The sequence below is a fragment of the Streptomyces sp. NA04227 genome, from assembly GCF_013364195.1.
In the GTDB taxonomy this organism is placed as follows: Bacteria; Actinomycetota; Actinomycetes; order Streptomycetales; family Streptomycetaceae; genus Streptomyces.
The window spans coordinates 3206831-3224483 of the sequence record NZ_CP054918.1 but is presented as its reverse complement, the minus strand read 5'-3'; the positions used below and the strand labels follow the sequence as shown (position 1 = coordinate 3224483).

The 17653-nt window shown below is 70.6% G+C and carries 16 protein-coding genes; 11 read left to right on the top strand and 5 right to left on the bottom strand.

Annotation, left to right across the window (positions count from 1 at the left end; all coding sequences use genetic code 11):
- Positions 1-27: 27 nt before the first annotated feature.
- The 3 genes from HUT18_RS13720 (at position 28) to HUT18_RS13710 (ending at position 2602) form a co-directional block, all read left to right on the top strand.
- Complete coding sequence (locus HUT18_RS13720) at positions 28-669, top strand: PadR family transcriptional regulator (RefSeq protein ID WP_176100854.1); 642 nt, start codon at positions 28-30, stop codon at positions 667-669.
- Positions 670-854: 185 nt separating this feature from the next.
- The gene (locus tag HUT18_RS13715; RefSeq protein ID WP_176100852.1) at positions 855-1823 is read left to right on the top strand and encodes an ATP-binding cassette domain-containing protein; all 969 of its coding nucleotides are present in this window, start codon (positions 855-857) and stop codon (positions 1821-1823) included.
- Positions 1820-2602, top strand: a complete 783-nt coding sequence (locus HUT18_RS13710; protein WP_176100845.1) for an ABC transporter permease — start codon at positions 1820-1822, stop codon at positions 2600-2602. Before HUT18_RS13715 ends, HUT18_RS13710 begins: the two co-directional genes overlap by 4 nt.
- A gap of 116 nt (positions 2603-2718) precedes the next feature.
- On the opposite strand, the gene HUT18_RS13705 is transcribed toward HUT18_RS13710, so the two are convergent.
- Complete coding sequence (locus HUT18_RS13705) at positions 2719-4131, bottom strand: glutamate decarboxylase (RefSeq protein ID WP_176100843.1); 1413 nt, start codon at positions 4129-4131, stop codon at positions 2719-2721.
- A gap of 125 nt (positions 4132-4256) precedes the next feature.
- Between HUT18_RS13705 and HUT18_RS13700 the strand changes: the two genes are divergently transcribed.
- Together HUT18_RS13700 and HUT18_RS13695 are read left to right on the top strand one after the other, a co-directional pair.
- Positions 4257-5015 (top strand): MerR family transcriptional regulator, encoded by a 759-nt coding sequence (locus HUT18_RS13700; RefSeq protein WP_176100841.1) that lies wholly within the window; start codon positions 4257-4259, stop codon positions 5013-5015.
- A 258-nt stretch (positions 5016-5273) separates the two neighbouring features.
- Positions 5274-6053 carry a DedA family protein gene (locus tag HUT18_RS13695; protein WP_176100839.1) on the top strand — a complete coding sequence of 260 codons (780 nt, stop codon included), beginning with the start codon at positions 5274-5276 and terminating at the stop codon, positions 6051-6053.
- 51 nt (positions 6054-6104) lie between these two features.
- Here the strand turns inward: HUT18_RS13695 and HUT18_RS13690 are convergent, their stop codons facing one another.
- Complete coding sequence (locus HUT18_RS13690; protein WP_176100837.1) at positions 6105-7742, bottom strand: threonine/serine exporter ThrE family protein; 1638 nt, start codon at positions 7740-7742, stop codon at positions 6105-6107.
- Between the two features lie 181 nt (positions 7743-7923).
- On the bottom strand, positions 7924-8415 hold the full coding sequence (locus HUT18_RS13685) for an inorganic diphosphatase (protein WP_176104504.1): 492 nt from the start codon (positions 8413-8415) through the stop codon (positions 7924-7926).
- A 139-nt stretch (positions 8416-8554) separates the two neighbouring features.
- Here HUT18_RS13685 and dacB point away from each other — a divergent pair, with 139 nt between their 5' ends.
- The 6 genes from dacB to folE all read left to right on the top strand — a co-directional run bounded on the left by dacB (position 8555) and on the right by folE (position 16301).
- A complete protein-coding gene (dacB, locus tag HUT18_RS13680; protein WP_176100835.1) occupies positions 8555-10003 on the top strand; it encodes a D-alanyl-D-alanine carboxypeptidase/D-alanyl-D-alanine-endopeptidase in 1449 nt (482 codons plus the stop codon).
- Between the two features lie 150 nt (positions 10004-10153).
- A complete protein-coding gene (locus tag HUT18_RS13675; protein ID WP_176100833.1) occupies positions 10154-11284 on the top strand; it encodes a zinc-dependent metalloprotease in 1131 nt (376 codons plus the stop codon).
- A 220-nt stretch (positions 11285-11504) separates the two neighbouring features.
- Entirely contained in the window at positions 11505-12605 is a 1101-nt protein-coding gene (tilS, locus tag HUT18_RS13670; RefSeq protein WP_176100831.1) for a tRNA lysidine(34) synthetase TilS, read from the top strand.
- A 56-nt stretch (positions 12606-12661) separates the two neighbouring features.
- Positions 12662-13222: a hypoxanthine phosphoribosyltransferase gene (gene hpt, locus HUT18_RS13665; protein WP_176100822.1), complete on the top strand. Its 561-nt coding sequence runs from the start codon at positions 12662-12664 to the stop codon at positions 13220-13222.
- A gap of 255 nt (positions 13223-13477) precedes the next feature.
- Positions 13478-15532 carry an ATP-dependent zinc metalloprotease FtsH gene (ftsH, locus tag HUT18_RS13660; RefSeq protein ID WP_176104503.1) on the top strand — a complete coding sequence of 685 codons (2055 nt, stop codon included), beginning with the start codon at positions 13478-13480 and terminating at the stop codon, positions 15530-15532.
- A 163-nt stretch (positions 15533-15695) separates the two neighbouring features.
- A complete protein-coding gene (folE, locus tag HUT18_RS13655; protein ID WP_176100820.1) occupies positions 15696-16301 on the top strand; it encodes a GTP cyclohydrolase I FolE in 606 nt (201 codons plus the stop codon).
- Positions 16302-16368: 67 nt separating this feature from the next.
- Here folE and HUT18_RS13650 read toward each other — a convergent pair whose 3' ends face one another.
- Together HUT18_RS13650 and HUT18_RS13645 are read right to left on the bottom strand one after the other, a co-directional pair.
- Positions 16369-16716 (bottom strand): hypothetical protein, encoded by a 348-nt coding sequence (locus HUT18_RS13650; protein ID WP_176100818.1) that lies wholly within the window; start codon positions 16714-16716, stop codon positions 16369-16371.
- A 436-nt stretch (positions 16717-17152) separates the two neighbouring features.
- Positions 17153-17647 carry a DUF3180 domain-containing protein gene (locus tag HUT18_RS13645; RefSeq protein WP_176100816.1) on the bottom strand — a complete coding sequence of 165 codons (495 nt, stop codon included), beginning with the start codon at positions 17645-17647 and terminating at the stop codon, positions 17153-17155.
- Positions 17648-17653: the final 6 nt, after the last annotated feature.

Here is a 17653-nt window from a genome sequence, read left to right as displayed (position 1 = left end):
ACTTGCGCAACGCCTACTCTTGTGCCCATGTCTGCGATCCGTCTGCTCGTCCTCGGCGCGGTCCGCCAGCACGGGCGCGCACACGGCTACCAGGTCCGCAACGACCTGGAGTACTGGGGCGCCCACGAGTGGTCCAACGCCAAGCCGGGCTCGATCTACCACGCCCTGAAGCAGATGGCGAAGCAGGGACTGCTGCGCGCGCACGAGATCGCGCCGTCCACCGCGGGCGGGCCACCGCGCACCGAGTACGAGCTCACCGAGGAGGGTGAGCAGGAGTTCCTCGCGCTGGTGCGGCAGGCGCTCACCTCGCACGACCAGGGCATGGACGTGATCTCGGCGGGCATCGGCTTCCTGGTCGACCTGCCGCGCGAGGAGGCGATCGCGCTGCTGCGGCAACGGGTCGCCGGGATCCAGGAATGGCGGAACGCGGTCACCGCGCACTACGTACCGGAGGACGGCCCCGGCCAGCTCGGGCACATCGGCGAGATCATGAACTTCTGGGTGCACTCCGCCGACGCGGGCGCCGAGTGGACCCGTGGCCTCATCTCCCGTATCGAGAACGGCGCGTACACCTTCGCGGGGGAGGGTGAGCCGTTCCGGGCCGTACTGGCGGAGGGCGAGGAGAACCCGTACGCGAGTGGGGTTCGGCATCCGGAAGACGATCGCTGAGGTGCCGTCGCGCGCGGTGACTCGACCGACGGCCGACGGCCGACGGCCGGACCACTGACCGCTTCGACGCCCTTGCCTATTAATCAAGTTTGACCAATCGCCTCCCGGGTACTACCTTCGGGCACTCTTCAAGTTTGACTAGCCCGGGTGTGAGGGCTGGTCCCCTTTGTGGTGGGAGGGCGTGGATGAAGGAAACAGCGGTCCCGGCGGCGGTTGTCGTCGAGGGCGTGACGAAGCGGTACGGCGAGAAGCGGGCGCTGGACGGGCTGGACCTGCGGGTGGACTCCGGCACCGTGCACGCGCTGCTCGGACCCAACGGCGCGGGCAAGACGACCCTGGTCCGGATTCTGGCGACGCTGCTGCGGCCGGACGCGGGCCGGGTGGAGGTCGCGGGCGTGAACGTCCGGCGGACACCGGACGAGGTGCGGCGCCGGATCGGTCTGCTCGGCCAGCATGCCGCCCTGGACGAGGGCTTGTCCGGGTGGCAGAACCTGGAGATGTTCGGACGGCTGTACCACCTGGGCGCGCGCCGGGCGCGCACGCGGGCGGACGAGCTGCTGGCCCGCTTCGGCCTGGCCGAAACCGGCCGCAAGGCGGTCAAGCAGTACAGCGGCGGCATGCGCAGGCGGCTCGACCTCGCGGCCTCGCTGATCACCGAGCCCCGGGTGCTGTTCCTGGACGAGCCGACGACCGGCCTCGACCCCCGTGGCCGGACCGAGGTGTGGTCGGCGGTGCGTTCCCTGGTCGGCGGTGGCACCACGGTCCTGCTGACCACCCAGTACCTGGAGGAGGCCGATCAACTGGCCGACCGCATCTCGCTGTTGGACGACGGCCGGGTGGTCGCCGACGGCACCGCGGACGAACTGAAGTCGCGCACCGGCGGCGACCGTATCGACGTCGTCCTCAAGGACGGCGACCGGCTCTTCGAGGCCGCCGCGCTGCTCCCCGGCGGCATGATCGTGGACGCGGACCGGCGCCTGGTCAGCGCGCCCGTCACCGACCGGATGGCCGCCCTGACCGAGGCCGTACGCGCCCTCGGTACGGCCGGAATCGAGGCCCAGGACCTGGCGGTGCGCAGGCCCACCCTCGACGAGGTGTTCCTGCACCTCACGCACGACACCGAGGCAGTCGCAGCCGAGGAGGCAGCCGTATGAACACCTGGGCCCTGACCGATTCCTGGACCATGACCCGCCGCGAACTCGCCCACTGGGCACGGCAGCCCGTGCAGGTCGTGGTGAACCTGGCGTTCCCGGTGATGCTGCTGCTGATGTTCGGCTTCCTGATGGGCGGCGGGCGCGGCGTGGCGGGCGAGTACGTCGACTACCTGGTGCCCGGCATGCTCGCGCTGACCATGGCCTTCGGCCTGGAGGCGACCATGCTCGCGGTGACCCAGGACCTCAACAAGGGCGTGATCGACCGGTTCCGCTCGATGCCGATGACCAACGGCGCGGTACTGGTCGGCCGGGCCGCCGCCGACATGCTCCAGTCGGCCGCCGCGCTCCTGGTGATGGCCGGCGTCGGCCTCGCCATCGGCTGGCGCTGGCACGGCTCCCCGGGCGCGGTACTCGCCGCCTTCGGCCTGCTGCTCATGCTGCGTTTCGCGATGCTGTGGACCGGCATCCACCTGGCGATGGTCGCCGGAAAGCCCGAACTCGTCCAGGCCGTACAGATCCTGGTCTGGCCGGTCGGCTTCCTCTCCAACGCCTTCGCGACCCCCGGCTCCATGCCCGACTGGCTCGGCCCGGTGGTCGAGTGGAACCCGATGTCGGCAACGGCTGCGGCGGTACGTGACCTCTTCGGCAACGAGGGCGGTGTGCAGTCGGGCTCGTGGGCGGCCGAGCATGCGCAACTGCTGGCTGTGTGCTGGCCGTTGGCGCTCGTGGCGGTGTTCTTTCCGTTGGCTGTGCGGAGGTTCGGGGCGTTGAGCAAGTAACCGGCCGCAGAGAGCCGCAGAGAGCCGCAGAGAGCCGCAGAGAGCCGTAGAGAAAGGGCTGTTGACGCGGTCGCTCGGTCGCTCGCTTGCTCGGTCGGGGTGCGGGTGCGGGGTTCTCAGTGATGGAACCCCGTGGCCGCCCCCCGGTCCCGCGTCAACGGCCGTGGCTGGGCGTGGAGTTCGGGCAGCATCCGCTCCAGGTCCTCGTAGAACAGGGTCGCGAGGTCCTCGGAGAAGCCGTTGCGGCAGACGACGCGGAGGACGGAGAGGTCCTCGCGGTGGGCCGGGAAGGTGTACGCGGGGACCAGCCAGCCGTGTTCGCGCAGGCGGCGGGAGACGTCGAAGACGTCGAAGGAGCGGATGCCGTCGGCCGTGGTGAACGCGAAGACCGGGAGCTGGTCGCCGCGGGTCAGCAGGCGGAACTCGTCCAGGGCGCCGATGCGGTCGGCGAGGCGGGTGGCGATGTCGCGGCAGGCTTGTTGCACGGCGCGGTAGCCGTCCATGCCCAGTCGCATGAACGTGTAGTACTGGGCGACCACTTGGGCCCCGGGGCGGGAGAAGTTCAGCGCGAAGGTGGGCATGTCGCCGCCCAAGTAGTTGACCCGGAAGACGAGTTCCTTGGGCAGTTCGGCGGCCGAGCGCCACAGCGCCCAGCCGACGCCCGGGTAGACGAGGCCGTACTTGTGGCCCGAGGTGTTGATCGAGGCCACCCTCGGCAGGCGGAAGTCCCAGACCAGGTCGGGGTCGAGGAACGGGGCGACCATCGCGCCGGAGGCGCCGTCGACGTGGACCGGGATGTCGAGGCCGGTGCGCTCCTGGAGGGCGTCGAGTGCCGCGCAGGTCTCGGCGACCGGCTCGTAGGAACCGTCGTAGGTGGAGCCGAGGACGGTGACGACGCCGATGGTGTTCTCGTCGCAGAGCGCGACGGCGGCCTCCGGGTCCAGATGGAAGCGGTCCCCCTCCATCGGGACCAGGCGGGCCTCGACCTCCCAGAAATCGCAGAACTTCTCCCAGCAGACCTGGACGTTGACGCCCATCACCAGGTTCGGCCGCGCCTCGCGCGAGGGGTAGCGCTCCGCGTTGCGATTCGCCCAGCGGCGCTTGAGCGCCATGCCCGCGAGCATGCACGCCTCGCTGGAGCCGGTGGTCGAGCAGCCCACCGTCGCGGTCGGGTCGGGCGCGTGCCACAGGTCGGCGAGCATGGCCACGCAGCGGCGCTCCAGCTCCGCCGTACGCGGGTACTCGTCCTTGTCGATCATGTTCTTGTCGCGGCACTCCGACATCAGCACGCCTGCCTGCGGCTCCATCCAGGTGGTCACGAAGGTGGCCAGGTTCAGGCGGGAGTTGCCGTCCAGCATCAGCTCGTCGTGGACCAGGCGGAACGCGGTCTCGGGCGGCATGGCCTCGTCGGGGAGCCGGTGCTTGGGCGGGGCCGCGGTCAGTCCGGCCGCGGGGTTGGCCCGGCCGAAGAAGGGGTTCACGCTGAGCGGGCGGTCGCCGGTCTCCGGGGTTCCTCGGTGCAGCGGCACGATCGCTCCTCGGTCACGGAGAGTCAGATCAACATCACGGATACGGCCACGCTAAGCGGGACTTGCACCTCACGCGACGTGAGGAAGCAGCCTGGGGCACGTACCGAGAAGGGAAGGGCGAGGCCATGAGTTACTCGGTGGGACAGGTCGCCGCGTTCGCCGGGGTCACGGTGCGCACGCTGCACCACTACGACGAGATCGGGCTGCTCAGCCCGGGAGCGCGCAGCGGTGCGGGGCACCGGCGCTACCTGGACGTCGATCTCGACCGGCTCCAGCGGATCCTGTTCTACCGGGAGCTCGGCTTCCCCCTCGACGAGGTCGCGGCGGTGCTCGACGACCCTGCCGCCGATCCGCTCGAACAGCTGCGCCGTCAGCACCGGCTGCTGACCGGACGGATCGAGAAGCTGCAGAGGATGGCCGCCGCGGTCGAGACCGCGATGGAGGCACGGAGAATGGGCATCAATCTGACCCCCGAGGAGAAGTTCGAGGTCTTCGGCGACTTCGACCCGGACGACTACGCCGAGGAGGTGGAGCAGCGCTGGGGCGACACCGACGCCTACGCCCAGTCCCGGCGGCGCAGCGCCTCGTACACCAAGGAGGACTGGCAGCGGATCCAGCGCGAGGCGGGCGAGATCAACGAGCGGTTCGTGGCGCTGATGGACGCGGACGAGAGCGCACGGTCCGGGGCGGCGATGGACGTGGCCGAGGAGCACCGGCTGTGGATCGACCGCAACCACTACACCTGCTCGCACGAGATGCACACCTGCCTCGGTGAGATGTATGTCTCCGACGAGCGGTTCACGCAGAACATCGACAAGGCCCGTGAAGGGCTCGCCGCGTACACGCGGGAGGCGATCCTCGCCAACGCGGAGCGGCACAAGTAACTGCGCGAGTAAGCGACGCGAGTTACTGAGCAAGTAAGCGGCGCAGGTTACTTCGCGAGTAAGTGGCACAAGTTACTTCGCGAGTAAGCAGCGCACGTGAGCGGCGCACGTAAAGCGCACGTGAGCGGCGCACGTAAGGGGAGCGGGGGCGGCCGGGAGGGGGGAGGTGGGGAACCGGCCGCCGTAACCCGGCGTTGATAGCTTTGGGGCGGCGGACCGGACGCCTGCCGGCCCACACACTCCCAGGAGCACTCAACCGTGACGACGCTCGCGCTCGGCCCCAGCTGGCTGGACCCGGACTATCTGCTCGACCAGTTCGGGCTGATCGGTCTGCTCGTCATCGTCTTCGCCGAGTCGGGCCTGCTCATCGGCTTCTTCCTGCCGGGCGACTCGCTCCTGTTCACCACCGGTCTGCTGATCACCACCGGCAAGCTGGACGTGCCGCTGTGGGCGGCCTGCGTACTGATCAGCCTGGCCGCGATCCTCGGTGACCAGGCGGGCTATCTGTTCGGCAAGAAGGTCGGGCCCGCCCTGTTCAACCGGCCCGACTCCAGGCTGTTCAAGCAGGAGAACGTCGCCAAGGCGCACGAGTTCTTCGAGAAGCACGGCCCCAAGTCGCTGGTCCTGGCCCGCTTCGTACCGATCGTGCGCACCTTCACGCCGATCATCGCGGGCGTGAGCAACATGGCCTACCGCTCGTTCCTCACCTTCAACATCCTCGGCGGCGTGCTGTGGGGCGCGGGCGTCACCCTGCTCGGCGCCTGGCTCGGCAAGCACGAGTTCGTCGAGAAGAACGTCGAGCCGATCCTGATCCTCATCGTGCTCATCTCGGTCGTCCCGATCGTCGTCGAGTACCTGCGGGCGCGCTCCAAGGCGAAGAAGGAGGGCCCCGCCCCCACTGCGCAGGGACCCGGCGCCGGTACGGGTTCGCAGGGGAGCACCGCCGAGCACCACGCCGACCCGAACCAGTCGGCCGCGCCGAACCAGTCGACGGCGCCCCGGCCCGGCACCGGGCGCGGGCGGCACGCCAAGCGCTGAGCCGTACCGCTGAGCCGTACGGGCTCGGGGGCTCGCGGGCGGGCGCGGGTCTCAGAAACCGCGCGTCCGCTTCGCCGCCCGGCGGGTGGCCGCCCCCGGCACCCGGATGAACAGCCGGGAGATCTCCGAACCGAGGTTCACGCCGATCGCGATCGCCATCGCGGTGGCGATCGCCTGGCTGAGCGAGGTCAGGCCCTGGTCGAGGTCGCTCTGGGCGACGCCGAGCAGACCGAAGTAGGTCGCCGAACCTGGCAGCAGCGGGCCGATCGCGGCTGTGACGTACGGCAGCGCCGAGGCGAACCGGTAGCGCGAGAAGAGCTGTCCGAACAGGCCGACCAGACCGGCCGCGACCGCCGTCGAGGCCACCGGTGAGATGTCCCCGGCGAGATGCATGGCGCCGTAGACCACCCAGGCCACACCGCCGTTGAGGGTCACCATGAGGACGGTCGAGCGCTCCTGCTGGAGCAGGATCGCGAAGGCCAGCGAGAGCGACATCGAGGCGAGGATCTGCCAGTACGGCCGCTCCACGGTGAGCAGGGCCGCGTCCGGGTTCAGCTTGGCTCCGGTACGGACACCGAAGTACAGCACCGTCAGTACCCCGATGACGATGGCGACGAAGAAGTACAGCACTTCGAGCAGGCGGGCGGAGGCGGTGATGTAGTAGCCGGTGAGCCCGTCCTGGACGCCCGCGACCAGGGCTCTTCCCGGCAGCAGCGCGAACAGGCCACCGGTGATCACGGCCGAGGCGCGCACATCCGCGTGGAAGAGCGTGAGCGCGATGCCCATCGCCGCGGGCGGCATCGCGGCCACCACGAACTGGTAGAACTCGGGCAGTCCGCGTCCCGCGCACAGCCACGCGAGACGGTCGCCGAGCATCGCGCCGAGGAACGCCGAGACGAAGACGAGCAGACCACCGCCGACGAGCACCGAGGCCGAGGCCGCGAGCAGTCCGCTGGCGACGGTCAGCGCCCAGCCGGGATAGGGGTGCCGGTTGCGGCGGATCTCCGACAGACGGTGGTACGCCTCCTCCAGGGAGACCTCCACGTCGCGGTCGCTGAGATCGCGTACGAGGTGGAAGACGGCCGCGAGCCGGGTGTAGTCGGTGGCCCGGCGGCGCACCGTGCGCGAGGCGGTGACCGGGTCGTCCACCAGCGAGGGCTGGTACGAGATCGACAGCAGGGTGAAGGTGACATTGGGCTCGCAGCGGTCCAGGCCGTACGAGCGGCAGACCGCGAACATCGCGGCCTCCACGTCCTCGGCGCCCTCGCCGCCCGCGAGCAGGAGTTCGCCGATACGCAGGGTGAGGTCGAGCACGCGCGGGACGGCCGGGCCGGACTCCTCGTCGTGCTTCTGGAGCGCCTCGACCACCGGGCGCTCGGCGACCGGCATCCGCAGGATGGTGCGCATCCGGTCCTGCCAGGGCTCCTCCTTGGGAACCCGGATGACCGGTATCCCGCCCGGCGGAGTGAAAGCGGGGCGGGCGAGCTGCCCGTGCGGGGCGGTGAAGGCGGAGCCCTCGGGTTCCGGATGCGCCGACGGCGCCGCGAGGCCCGCGGGGACGGCGAACTCCGAGGTCGTCTGCGACTCGTCCTCGGGTCCGGTGTCCACCGGCAGTACCCCGGCGGGCTGGGAGAAGGCGCTGTGCGCCTCGTCCGACTGCGGTTTGCGGTCTTCCGGTTCCTGGTCCATCACCTGCCCGACGACTCCTGTTCACGCGCCGCTCCGTGCCACCTCCGTGCGTACGGGCCGGGGTTCCGTTTCGGGCCCGGCCGCGTACGACCAGTATGCGTACCCCGTCGCGGCGCGGCAGAACGTCAAAGGCTCCGTCCTCCCGGGAGGACGGAGCCTTCGCGGCGGACGCGGGAGGCGGTCAGTGGCCGCCCTGCTCCTGGGCGCGCTTGTACGAGCGGTCGATCTCGGCCTCGGCCTCGGTACGGCCGACCCAGTCGGCGCCCTCGACGGACTTGCCGGGCTCCAGGTCCTTGTAGACCTCGAAGAAGTGCTGGATCTCCAGGCGGTCGAACTCGGAGACGTGGTGGATGTCGCGCAGGTGCTCCACGCGCGGGTCCGAGGCCGGGACGCAGAGCAGCTTGTCGTCGCCGCCCGCCTCGTCGGTCATCCGGAACATGCCGATCGCGCGGCACTTGATGAGGCAGCCGGGGAACGTCGGCTCCTCCAGAATGACCAGTGCGTCCAGCGGGTCGCCGTCCTCGCCGAGGGTGTTCTCGACGAAGCCGTAGTCGGCCGGGTAGCTGGTCGAGGTGAAGAGGCGACGGTCCAGGCGGATCCGACCGGTCTCGTGGTCCACCTCGTACTTGTTTCGCGAACCCTTCGGGATCTCGATCGTGACGTCGAACTCCACCGGTGGCTCCTCCATGATCAACACATACTTCGGGTGATTAAGTGTCCCTCACGCAGGTGTGTGATCGCGAAAGGGGCTGGACGTCGTGCCAGAGCTCAAGCCTCGGCTGCGGCCTTGGCCGCTGGTGAAGCGGTGTGCAATGCGGCTGGACGACCTCACCGCCCGCCGGTTCACGGTGGGTGCGGCCGTCACCGGCCTGGTGCTGTCGGCCGGGCTGGTCGCGGTGGCAGGGCCCTGGGACGCCACGGGTCAGCGTAAGGCCGAGAACGAGCGCGCGGTTGCCCAGAAGAGCACGGGTGGTGCAGATCACGGCGCCCCCGGCGCACCCGGCGAGGCCCGGCCCGCGCCCAGCGCGCCCCCCGTTCTGGAGTCGCTCGGCTCCCGGCCCGATGTCGCGAACGGCCCTGCCGGACGCCAACTGTCCACCGTACTGAGGCCGTTGCTCTCGCAGCGCTCGCTCGGCGCGCAGCGCGCCGTCTCGGTGGTCGACGCAGGCACCGGCCGCAGCCTGTACGGAAAGGGCGCGGGCACCGCCCTCACGCCCGCCTCCACCACCAAGATCGCCACCGGCCTCGCCGCCCTCTCCGCGGCCGGACCCGACCACAGGCTCACCACCCGCACCGTGCTCGGCCCCGGCACCCGGCTCACCCTGGTCGGCGGCGGCGACCCCACGCTCACCGCCCGGACCGAGGCCAAGGGCAACGCCAGCCTGCGCACCCTCGCCGCGGCCACCGCGAAGGAACTGCGCGAGCGGGGCCTGCGCACGGTCGGCCTTGCCTACGACACCTCCCTGTACAGCGGCACCCCCTGGCACCCGATCGGGCGCAACGAGAACCTCGCCCCGGTCGGCCCGCTGATGGTCGACCAGGCCCGGCTCGACGACTCCACCGGCGGCACCGCCGAACGCGGCACCGACCCGGCCGCCGACGCCGCCCGCACCTTCGCCGCCCTGCTGAAGGATCACGGCATCACCGCCAAGGGCAAGCCCTACGCCGCCACCGCGCCGCGCGAGGCGAAGGCCAAGCCTCTCGCCTCGGTGTCCTCGCCGCCGCTGTCCGACCTCGTCGAGCGGATGCTGACGCACAGCGACAACGACATCGCCGAGGCCCTGGCCCGCCAGGTCGCCCTCGCCCGGCACCGCCCTGCCAGCTTCTCCGGCTCCGCCAAGGCCCTGCACGAGGAGCTCGCCTCGCTGAAACTGCCGCTGCGCGGCGCCCGGTTCGCCGACGGCAGCGGACTCGACCGCGAGGGCCGCCTGAGTGCCGGGCTGCTCACCGCGATGCTGTCCCGCGCCGCCGACCCGGCCCGCCCCGAACTGAGGCCGGTCCTCACCGGGCTGCCGGTCGCCGGGTTCAGCGGGACCCTGACCAACCGCTACGGGGCCGCCGCCCAGCGCGCGGGCACCGGTGTCGTACGCGCCAAGACCGGCACCCTGACCGGCGTGAACACACTCGCCGGGACCGTGGTCGACCGGGACGGGCGCCTGCTCGTCTTCGCCTTCATGACCGCCGGTTCCACGGCGCCGGGCGAAACCCAGGCCACGATGGACGCGATGGCCTCGGCGCTGGCGCGGTGCGGCTGCAGGTAGCCGCACCGGCGTGAACCCGGTGGCCACGCCGGGGGGCGCGCCCGGTGGCGAACGGCGCGTCCGGCGGCGCCTGGCGGGTGGCCGTGCGCCCGCGCGCTCCCGGGCGTCCAACCCCCACCGTACGGAGCCCCGAGCACGTACGGTTGACGCATGACGAGCATCGGTGGTGCCGCAGCTTCGGGGATGGTCGACTGGAATCTCGCGGTGGCGACCGCGACGCGGCTGGTGCGGCCGGGTCCGGAGGTGAGCCGCGAGGAGGCCAGGGCCGTCGTCGCCGAGCTGCGCCGGCACGCCAAGTCCGCCGAGGAGCACGTCCGCGCGTACACCCGCATGGGCGGCGACGAGGTGCACGACACCCCCGTCCTGGTGGTCGACCGGCCCGGCTGGGTACGCGCCAACGTCGCGGGCTTCAGGCAGATCCTCAGCCCGCTGCTCGACAAGATGCAGGACCGTCGCGGCTCCGGCCCCGGCGGCGCCGTGCTCGGCGCGGTCGGCGGCAAGGTCACCGGCGTCGAACTCGGCATGCTGCTGAGCTTCCTGGCTTCCCGGGTGCTCGGCCAGTACGAGACCTTCGCGCCGCCGACCCGGCAGCTCCCGGCCGGTGCGAACGGCGGGCGGCTGCTGCTCGTCGCGCCCAACATCGTGCACGTCGAGCGTGAACTCGACGTCCAGCCGCACGACTTCAGGCTCTGGGTCTGCCTGCACGAGGAGACCCACCGCACCCAGTTCTCCGCGGTGCCCTGGCTCAGGGACCATCTGGAGGGCGAGATTCAGTCGTTTCTCGGCGAGACCGAGGTCGACCCGATGACCGTCCTGGAACGCATCAGGGAGGCCGCGCAGTCCCTGGCGGGCGGTCGCCCCGAGGGCGAGCAGGGCGACACCTCGCGCTCCCTGGTCGAACTCGTGCAGACCCCCGCCCAGCGGGAGATCCTCGCCCGGGTCACCGCCGTCATGTCCCTCCTGGAGGGGCACGCGGACTACGTCATGGACGGGGTGGGACCGCAGGTCGTGCCGTCCGTCGCGGAGATCCGCGAGAAGTTCCAGCAGCGCCGCGCCAAGGGCGCCTCCCGGCTGGACGCGGCCCTGCGCAAGCTGCTCGGCCTCGACGCGAAGCTGCGCCAGTACCGCGACGGCGAACGCTTCGTACGGGCCGTGGTGGAGGAGGTGGGCATGGACGGCTTCAACCGGGTCTGGACCTCGCCGAACACGCTGCCCACGAAGTCCGAGATCGCCAAACCGGCGGACTGGATCGCGAGGGTGCACCGTAAGGCAGACTCCTGACGGGAGCCCGTCCCCAGGCAGTAAGGCGCCCTCGTAATCACCCTTCCGAGGGACCGTGACCGGCGGCATGGCGTGCAATGCTCGGGGAGCGTCCCGGTTCTGTCACCATCTAGGCACTCTGCGTGACATGGGTCGCCGGAGGTGCTCGCGAGGGCCGACCTCCGGACGGCCCGCCGAGCGCCCGAGGCACAACCCCGAACCCTGACGAAGGGAACCGGACATGGGTCCCCACCCCGCGGTCGCGGCGATACGCCTGGCGGTCCGCCGCACACTGCACGACATCCTCAACGCACGCCCCGCCGCTCCTCCCGGCCCACCGCCCGGCCCCCTCGTCCTGGTGGCCTGCTCCGGAGGCGCCGACTCCATGGCGCTCGCCTCCGCCCTCGCCTTCGAGGCCCCCAAGCTCGGCGTCCGCGCCGGTGGCGTCACCGTCGACCACGGCCTCCAGGAGGGCTCCGTGCTCCGGGCCGCCGAGGTCGTCGAGCGCATGCGGACACTCGGGCTCGACCCGGTCGAGTCCGTCGCGGTCGATGTCGGCGCACCCCACCGCGTCGCCCACGGCGCCGACCCCTCGCCCGCCCCCGGCGCCCCGTTGCCCGCCCCCGGCCGGGCCCGCCCCACCGGCGGTCCCGAGGCCGCCGCCCGTGACGCGCGCTACGCCGCCCTGGACGCGGCCGCCGACCGGCACGGCGCGTGCGCCGTCCTGCTCGGCCACACCCGCGACGACCAGGCGGAGACCGTGCTGCTCGGCCTCGCCCGCGGCTCCGGCATCCGCTCGCTGTCCGGCATGGCCGAGGTGTCCGGCGGCCCCGGCGCGCCCGCGCGCTACCGCCGCCCGTTCCTGCAGCTCGACCGCCAGACCGCCCGCCGGGCCTGCATGGTGCAGTCGCTCCAGGTCTGGGACGACCCGCACAACAGCGACCCCGCGTACACCCGCTCCCGGCTGCGGCACGAAGGACTGCCCGCGCTGGAGAAGGCGCTCGGCAAGGGAGTTGTCGAGGCCCTCGCCCGTACGGCCCAGCTGTCCCGCGACGACGCGGACGCGCTCGACGAGTGGGCCGCCCGCGCCGCTCGGACCGTGTGCGACGACACCGGACTCCTGGAGTGCGCCAAGCTCTTCGCGCTGCCGCCCGCGGTGCGGCGGCGGGTGCTGCGCCGCGCGGCCATCGACGCGGGCGCGCCTGCGGGCTCGCTGTTCGCCCGTCACATCGAGGAGATCGACCGGCTGATCACCGGCTGGCGCGGCCAGGGCGCCATCAACCTGCCGGGCAAAGTCGTGGCGCAGCGGCAGGGTGGCAGACTGGTCATCCGGCAAGGCTGACAACGAGCCACCGTGACCGGGGTGGCCTCGCAGAGCCGCTGGGACGACCGAAAGTGATGCGGGTGGACGCGAAAGACATGGGCACCGACCTCAAGTCGGTGCTCATCACCAAGGAAGAGATCGACGCCAAACTGGCCGAACTGGCCGGGGCGATCGACGAGGAGTACGCGGGGAAGGACCTGCTCATCGTCGGTGTCCTCAAGGGCGCCGTGATGGTCATGGCCGACCTGGCCCGCGCCCTGTCCACCCCCCTGACCATGGACTGGATGGCCGTCTCCTCGTACGGCGCGGGCACCCAGTCCTCCGGGGTGGTGCGCATCCTCAAGGACCTCGACACCGACATCAAGGGCAAGCACGTCCTGATCGTCGAGGACATCATCGACTCCGGGCTCACCCTGTCCTGGCTGATCTCCAACCTCGGTTCGCGCGAGCCCGCCTCGCTGAAGGTGTGCACGCTGCTGCGCAAGCCGGACGCCGCGAAGGTCGCCATCGACGTCGAGTGGGTCGGCTTCGACATCCCCAACGAGTTCGTCGTCGGCTACGGCCTCGACTACGCCGAGAAGTACCGCAACCTGCCCTTCGTCGGCACGCTGGCCCCGCACGTCTACGGCGGCTGAACGTCACTGCGGCCGAACGTCTCGCCGTAGGGCGGCCGTTCCGGGCGACGGCGTCGGACGGGCGGGATCGTTCGTCCGCTTGGCCCCGCTTCCGGAGCCGGGAACCCTTGCCGCCCCCGGGCCGTTGGACGGTGGAAGGCGGAATTGGCGACCGTCCCCGGAGCTACGGGTGACAATGCTGGGGTACCGTCCGAAGAACACTTCTTTATCAAACTCACTATGGCAGGAGGGACGGGGCGGCACCGCTCCGTATGGATGGACGTGAAGCGATACTTCCGTGGGCCGGTCATGTGGATCGTGCTGGCCGTCCTCGCCGTGGTCGTGTTGATGACGGTCGTCGGTTCTTCCGGCGGCTACAAGACGGTGGACACCGGCCAGGTCGTCAAGGCCATCAGCGAGAACCAGGTGAAGTCGGCCAAGCTGACCACCGGTGACGAGCAGACGATCAAGGTCGAGCTCAAAAAGGGCGAGAAGGTCGAGGGCAGCTCCAAGATCCAGGCGAGCTACATCGGCGACCAGGGCGTCACGCTCGCCAAGGACCTTCAGGCCAAGTACCAGAGCGACCAGATTCCCGAGGGCTACACGGTCTCGCCGTCGAAGCAGAACCCGTTCGTCGGGATTCTGCTCTCGCTGCTTCCGTTCGTCCTCATCGTGGTCGTCTTCCTGTTCCTGATGAACCAGATGCAGGGCGGCGGCTCCCGAGTCATGAACTTCGGGAAGTCCAAGGCCAAGCTCATCACCAAGGACACCCCGAAGACGACGTTCGCCGATGTGGCGGGCTCCGACGAGGCTGTCGAGGAACTCCACGAGATCAAGGAATTCCTCCAGGAGCCCGCGAAGTTCCAGGCCGTCGGCGCCAAGATTCCCAAGGGCGTGCTTCTCTACGGTCCGCCCGGAACCGGCAAGACCCTGCTCGCCCGTGCCGTGGCGGGCGAGGCGGGCGTGCCGTTCTACTCGATCTCCGGTTCCGACTTCGTCGAGATGTTCGTCGGTGTCGGTGCCTCCCGGGTCCGCGACCTGTTCGAGCAGGCCAAGGCGAACGCCCCGGCCATCGTCTTCGTCGACGAGATCGACGCCGTGGGACGCCACCGCGGTGCCGGACTCGGCGGCGGTCACGACGAGCGCGAGCAGACGCTCAACCAGCTGCTCGTCGAGATGGACGGCTTCGACGTGAAGGGCGGCGTCATCCTGATCGCCGCCACCAACCGGCCCGACATCCTCGACCCCGCACTGCTGCGTCCCGGCCGTTTCGACCGTCAGATCGCGGTCGACCGGCCCGACATGCAGGGCCGTCTGGAGATCCTCAAGGTTCACCAGAAGGGCAAGCCGGTCGCCCCGGACGTCGACCTGTCGGCCGTCGCGCGCCGTACGCCGGGCTTCACCGGTGCCGACCTGAGCAACGTCCTCAACGAGGCCGCCCTGCTCACCGCGCGCAGCGACCGCAAGCTGATCGACAACCACATGCTCGACGAGGCGATCGACCGTGTGGTGGCCGGACCGCAGAAGCGGACCCGGATCATGTCGGACAAGGAGAAGAAGATCACCGCGTACCACGAGGGCGGACACGCCCTGGTCGCGGCGGCCTCACCGAACTCCGACCCGGTCCACAAGATCACCATCCTGTCCCGCGGCCGTGCCCTCGGCTACACGATGGTGCTGCCCGACGAGGACAAGTACTCCACCACGCGCAACGAGATGCTCGACCAGCTCGCGTACATGCTGGGCGGGCGCGCGGCGGAGGAGCTCGTCTTCCACGACCCGACCACGGGTGCGGCCAACGACATCGAGAAGGCCACGGCGACGGCCCGCGCGATGGTCACGCAGTACGGCATGACCGAGCGCCTCGGCGCGATCAAGTTCGGCGGCGACAACACCGAGCCCTTCCTGGGCCGGGAGATGGCGCACCAGCGCGACTACTCGGAAGAGGTCGCCGCGCTCGTCGACGAAGAGGTCAAGCAGCTCATCGAGAACGCGCACAACGAGGCGTGGGAGATCCTGGTCGAGAACCGGGACGTCCTGGACAACCTCGTGCTCGCGCTCCTCGAGAAGGAGACCCTCGGCAAGGAGGAGATCGCCGAGGTCTTCGCCCACATCATCAAGCGCCCGGCCCGCCCGGCGTGGACCGGATCCTCCCGCCGTACGCCCTCGACCCGTCCGCCGGTGCTCTCCCCCAAGGAGCTGTCGCTGACGAACGGTGCGAACGGCACCCCGGCGGTGGGCCCGGGACCCGCCGGTACGACCCCGGCCGACGCCTCGCCGCTGACGAAGCCGGAGGCGAGCCCCGCGCCGGAGGAACGCCCCGAGTCCTGATACCTCCCCAAGGCTCCGCCCGGCCGGGAAATCACGGCTCACGGCGACCTTGTGTGAGGGTTCGCACAGGCCCGGAATGGATGCCGCGTTCGCCAGGTTCTAGCCTGGTGGACGCGGCATCCGTGTATGTCCGCACCTGATCAGTTCGAGGAACGAGGCACAGATGACCGACCCGGTGACGCTGGACGGCGAGGGCGCGATAGGCACCTTCGACGAGAAGCGGGCGCAGGACGCCGTGCGGGAACTGCTCATCGCGGTCGGCGAGGACCCGGACCGCGAGGGACTCAGGGAGACCCCGGCCCGGGTGGCCCGGGCGTACCGGGAGATCTTCGCGGGCCTGTGGCAAAGGCCCGAGGACGTCCTCACCACGACCTTCGACCTCGGTCACGACGAGATGGTCCTGGTCAAGGACATCGAGGTGATGTCCAGCTGTGAGCACCACCTGGTGCCGTTCGTCGGCGTGGCCCACGTCGGCTACATCCCGTCCACCGACGGCAAGATCACCGGCCTGTCCAAGCTCGCCCGCCTGGTCGACGTCTACGCCCGCCGCCCTCAGGTGCAGGAACGTCTGACCACCCAGATCGCGGACTCCCTGATGGAGATCCTGGAGCCGCGCGGCGTCATCGTGGTCGTCGAGTGCGAGCACATGTGCATGACGATGCGCGGCGTCCGCAAGCCCGGCGCCAAGACGACGACGTCGGCGGTACGGGGGCAGCTGCGGGACGCGGCTACTCGGGCCGAGGCGATGAGTCTGATTCTGGCGCGGTGACGGCCTTGTAGGGGCGCGGTGGGGAGACGAGCCCGGGACGCGATGTGCCGCAGCTGCGCGCGGCAGGTCAGGTGTTCGGCAGGTTCTTCATGCACAGGGCGAAGTTGTCGCTCACGCGTCGACTTTGGTACTGGTGCCACATCCTGTCCCAATTGCGGCCTGTCTCGCTGTCGCATGCGGCCCGAGCGGCATTGTCGGTGACGAAGTTCTCCTCGATGCGGGCCGTGACCTTGTACCGGGCTTCTCGGTCGTCGCAGTCGACCACCTTGACCGCGGCCCTTTCGTTGTAGACGTCGAAGTACTCGATGCAGTCGCCCACCTTCGCGTCCTCGGCGTACTTGGTGGGTTCGCCGCTCAGGACGGCAAGGGTGATCATCCCGCCGATCACGAGCACCATCACGCCGCCCCCGATCATCAGCCTCCGCTTCCGTCGGCGATTCTCCTCGGGAGTGGGCGGCAGCCAGCCCCATCCGAAACCGGGCGGTCGCCTCCCGGGCCCCTGCGGGGGGACCAGCGGTCCCGGCTGTCCGTACGGCCCGGGCGCCGGATGGCCGTAGTGCGGGGGAGCGGGCGGTTGCGCATACGGGGTGCCGCCCGGCCCCATCGGCCCCTGCCCGTACGGCGGCTGCTGAACCTGTCCGTATGGAGGCGGCCCGCCGTAAGGCTGCTGCGGCGCCTGCCCGTACGGATACTGCGGTGGCGGCGTGGTCATGGTCTGGCGACTTCCCCCCGGAGCGAACTGTGTGCGCATGACAGCACACCGTGCGTAGGGAATCTATCCGGTGCCCGCGCGGGGCCCGAGGCGGGGGTGGGATTCCGCATACCGCGGGGTGCCACGGGGTGCCGCGGGCTCACACCAGGGGTGCGGCCCCCGCGCCGTCGCTGCCGTTGTCGTCGTCCTCCGGGAGCTTGCAGACCCGCTCCAGGAAGAACGCGGCGGCGATCACACCGATGCCCGCGAGGACGGAGGCCCCGGCGTAGTACGCCTGGTCGCGGCGGGCGGGGACCTCCAGGTACTCCAGGAGGAAGACGCCCGTGCCGCCGTACATGCCCGCGACGAGGGCGGCGACCAGGGCGCTCGCGTGGCCGAAGACCACCGCGCGGGCGGCCATCATCGGGTCCACGCCCTTGGCGCCGGGGCGGCGTTCGCGCTGGGCCTTGAGGCGGGCGCGCAGCGACAGGGCGGTGGCGAGCAGGATGGCGGCGATCGCGGCGAGCACGATCGGGGCGGCCAGCGGGACCCTCGGCAGGGTGCCCACGGAGTTCCAGAGCCGGGCGCCGGCCCAGCACAGCAGTCCGGCCCCGAGGAAGACCCCGACCAGTGGCCTGATGCGCAGCTGTTCCACTTCGTC

What these genes read in the sequence shown, in the direction of transcription:
- HUT18_RS13675 (WP_176100833.1), top strand. Translation starts at nt 10,154, where the DNA reads ATGACGAGCATCGGTGGTGCCGCAGCTTCGGGGATGGTCGACTGGAAT.
- folE (WP_176100820.1), top strand. Translation starts at nt 15,696, where the DNA reads ATGACCGACCCGGTGACGCTGGACGGCGAGGGCGCGATAGGCACCTTC.
- HUT18_RS13720 (WP_176100854.1), top strand. Translation starts at nt 28, where the DNA reads ATGTCTGCGATCCGTCTGCTCGTCCTCGGCGCGGTCCGCCAGCACGGG.
- ftsH (WP_176104503.1), top strand. Translation starts at nt 13,478, where the DNA reads ATGGACGTGAAGCGATACTTCCGTGGGCCGGTCATGTGGATCGTGCTG.
- tilS (WP_176100831.1), top strand. Translation starts at nt 11,505, where the DNA reads ATGGGTCCCCACCCCGCGGTCGCGGCGATACGCCTGGCGGTCCGCCGC.
- HUT18_RS13690 (WP_176100837.1), bottom strand. Translation starts at nt 7,742, where the DNA reads ATGGACCAGGAACCGGAAGACCGCAAACCGCAGTCGGACGAGGCGCAC.
- HUT18_RS13700 (WP_176100841.1), top strand. Translation starts at nt 4,257, where the DNA reads ATGAGTTACTCGGTGGGACAGGTCGCCGCGTTCGCCGGGGTCACGGTG.
- HUT18_RS13710 (WP_176100845.1), top strand. Translation starts at nt 1,820, where the DNA reads ATGAACACCTGGGCCCTGACCGATTCCTGGACCATGACCCGCCGCGAA.
- hpt (WP_176100822.1), top strand. Translation starts at nt 12,662, where the DNA reads ATGCGGGTGGACGCGAAAGACATGGGCACCGACCTCAAGTCGGTGCTC.
- HUT18_RS13715 (WP_176100852.1), top strand. Translation starts at nt 855, where the DNA reads ATGAAGGAAACAGCGGTCCCGGCGGCGGTTGTCGTCGAGGGCGTGACG.
- HUT18_RS13650 (WP_176100818.1), bottom strand. Translation starts at nt 16,716, where the DNA reads ATGATCGGGGGCGGCGTGATGGTGCTCGTGATCGGCGGGATGATCACC.
- dacB (WP_176100835.1), top strand. Translation starts at nt 8,555, where the DNA reads ATGCGGCTGGACGACCTCACCGCCCGCCGGTTCACGGTGGGTGCGGCC.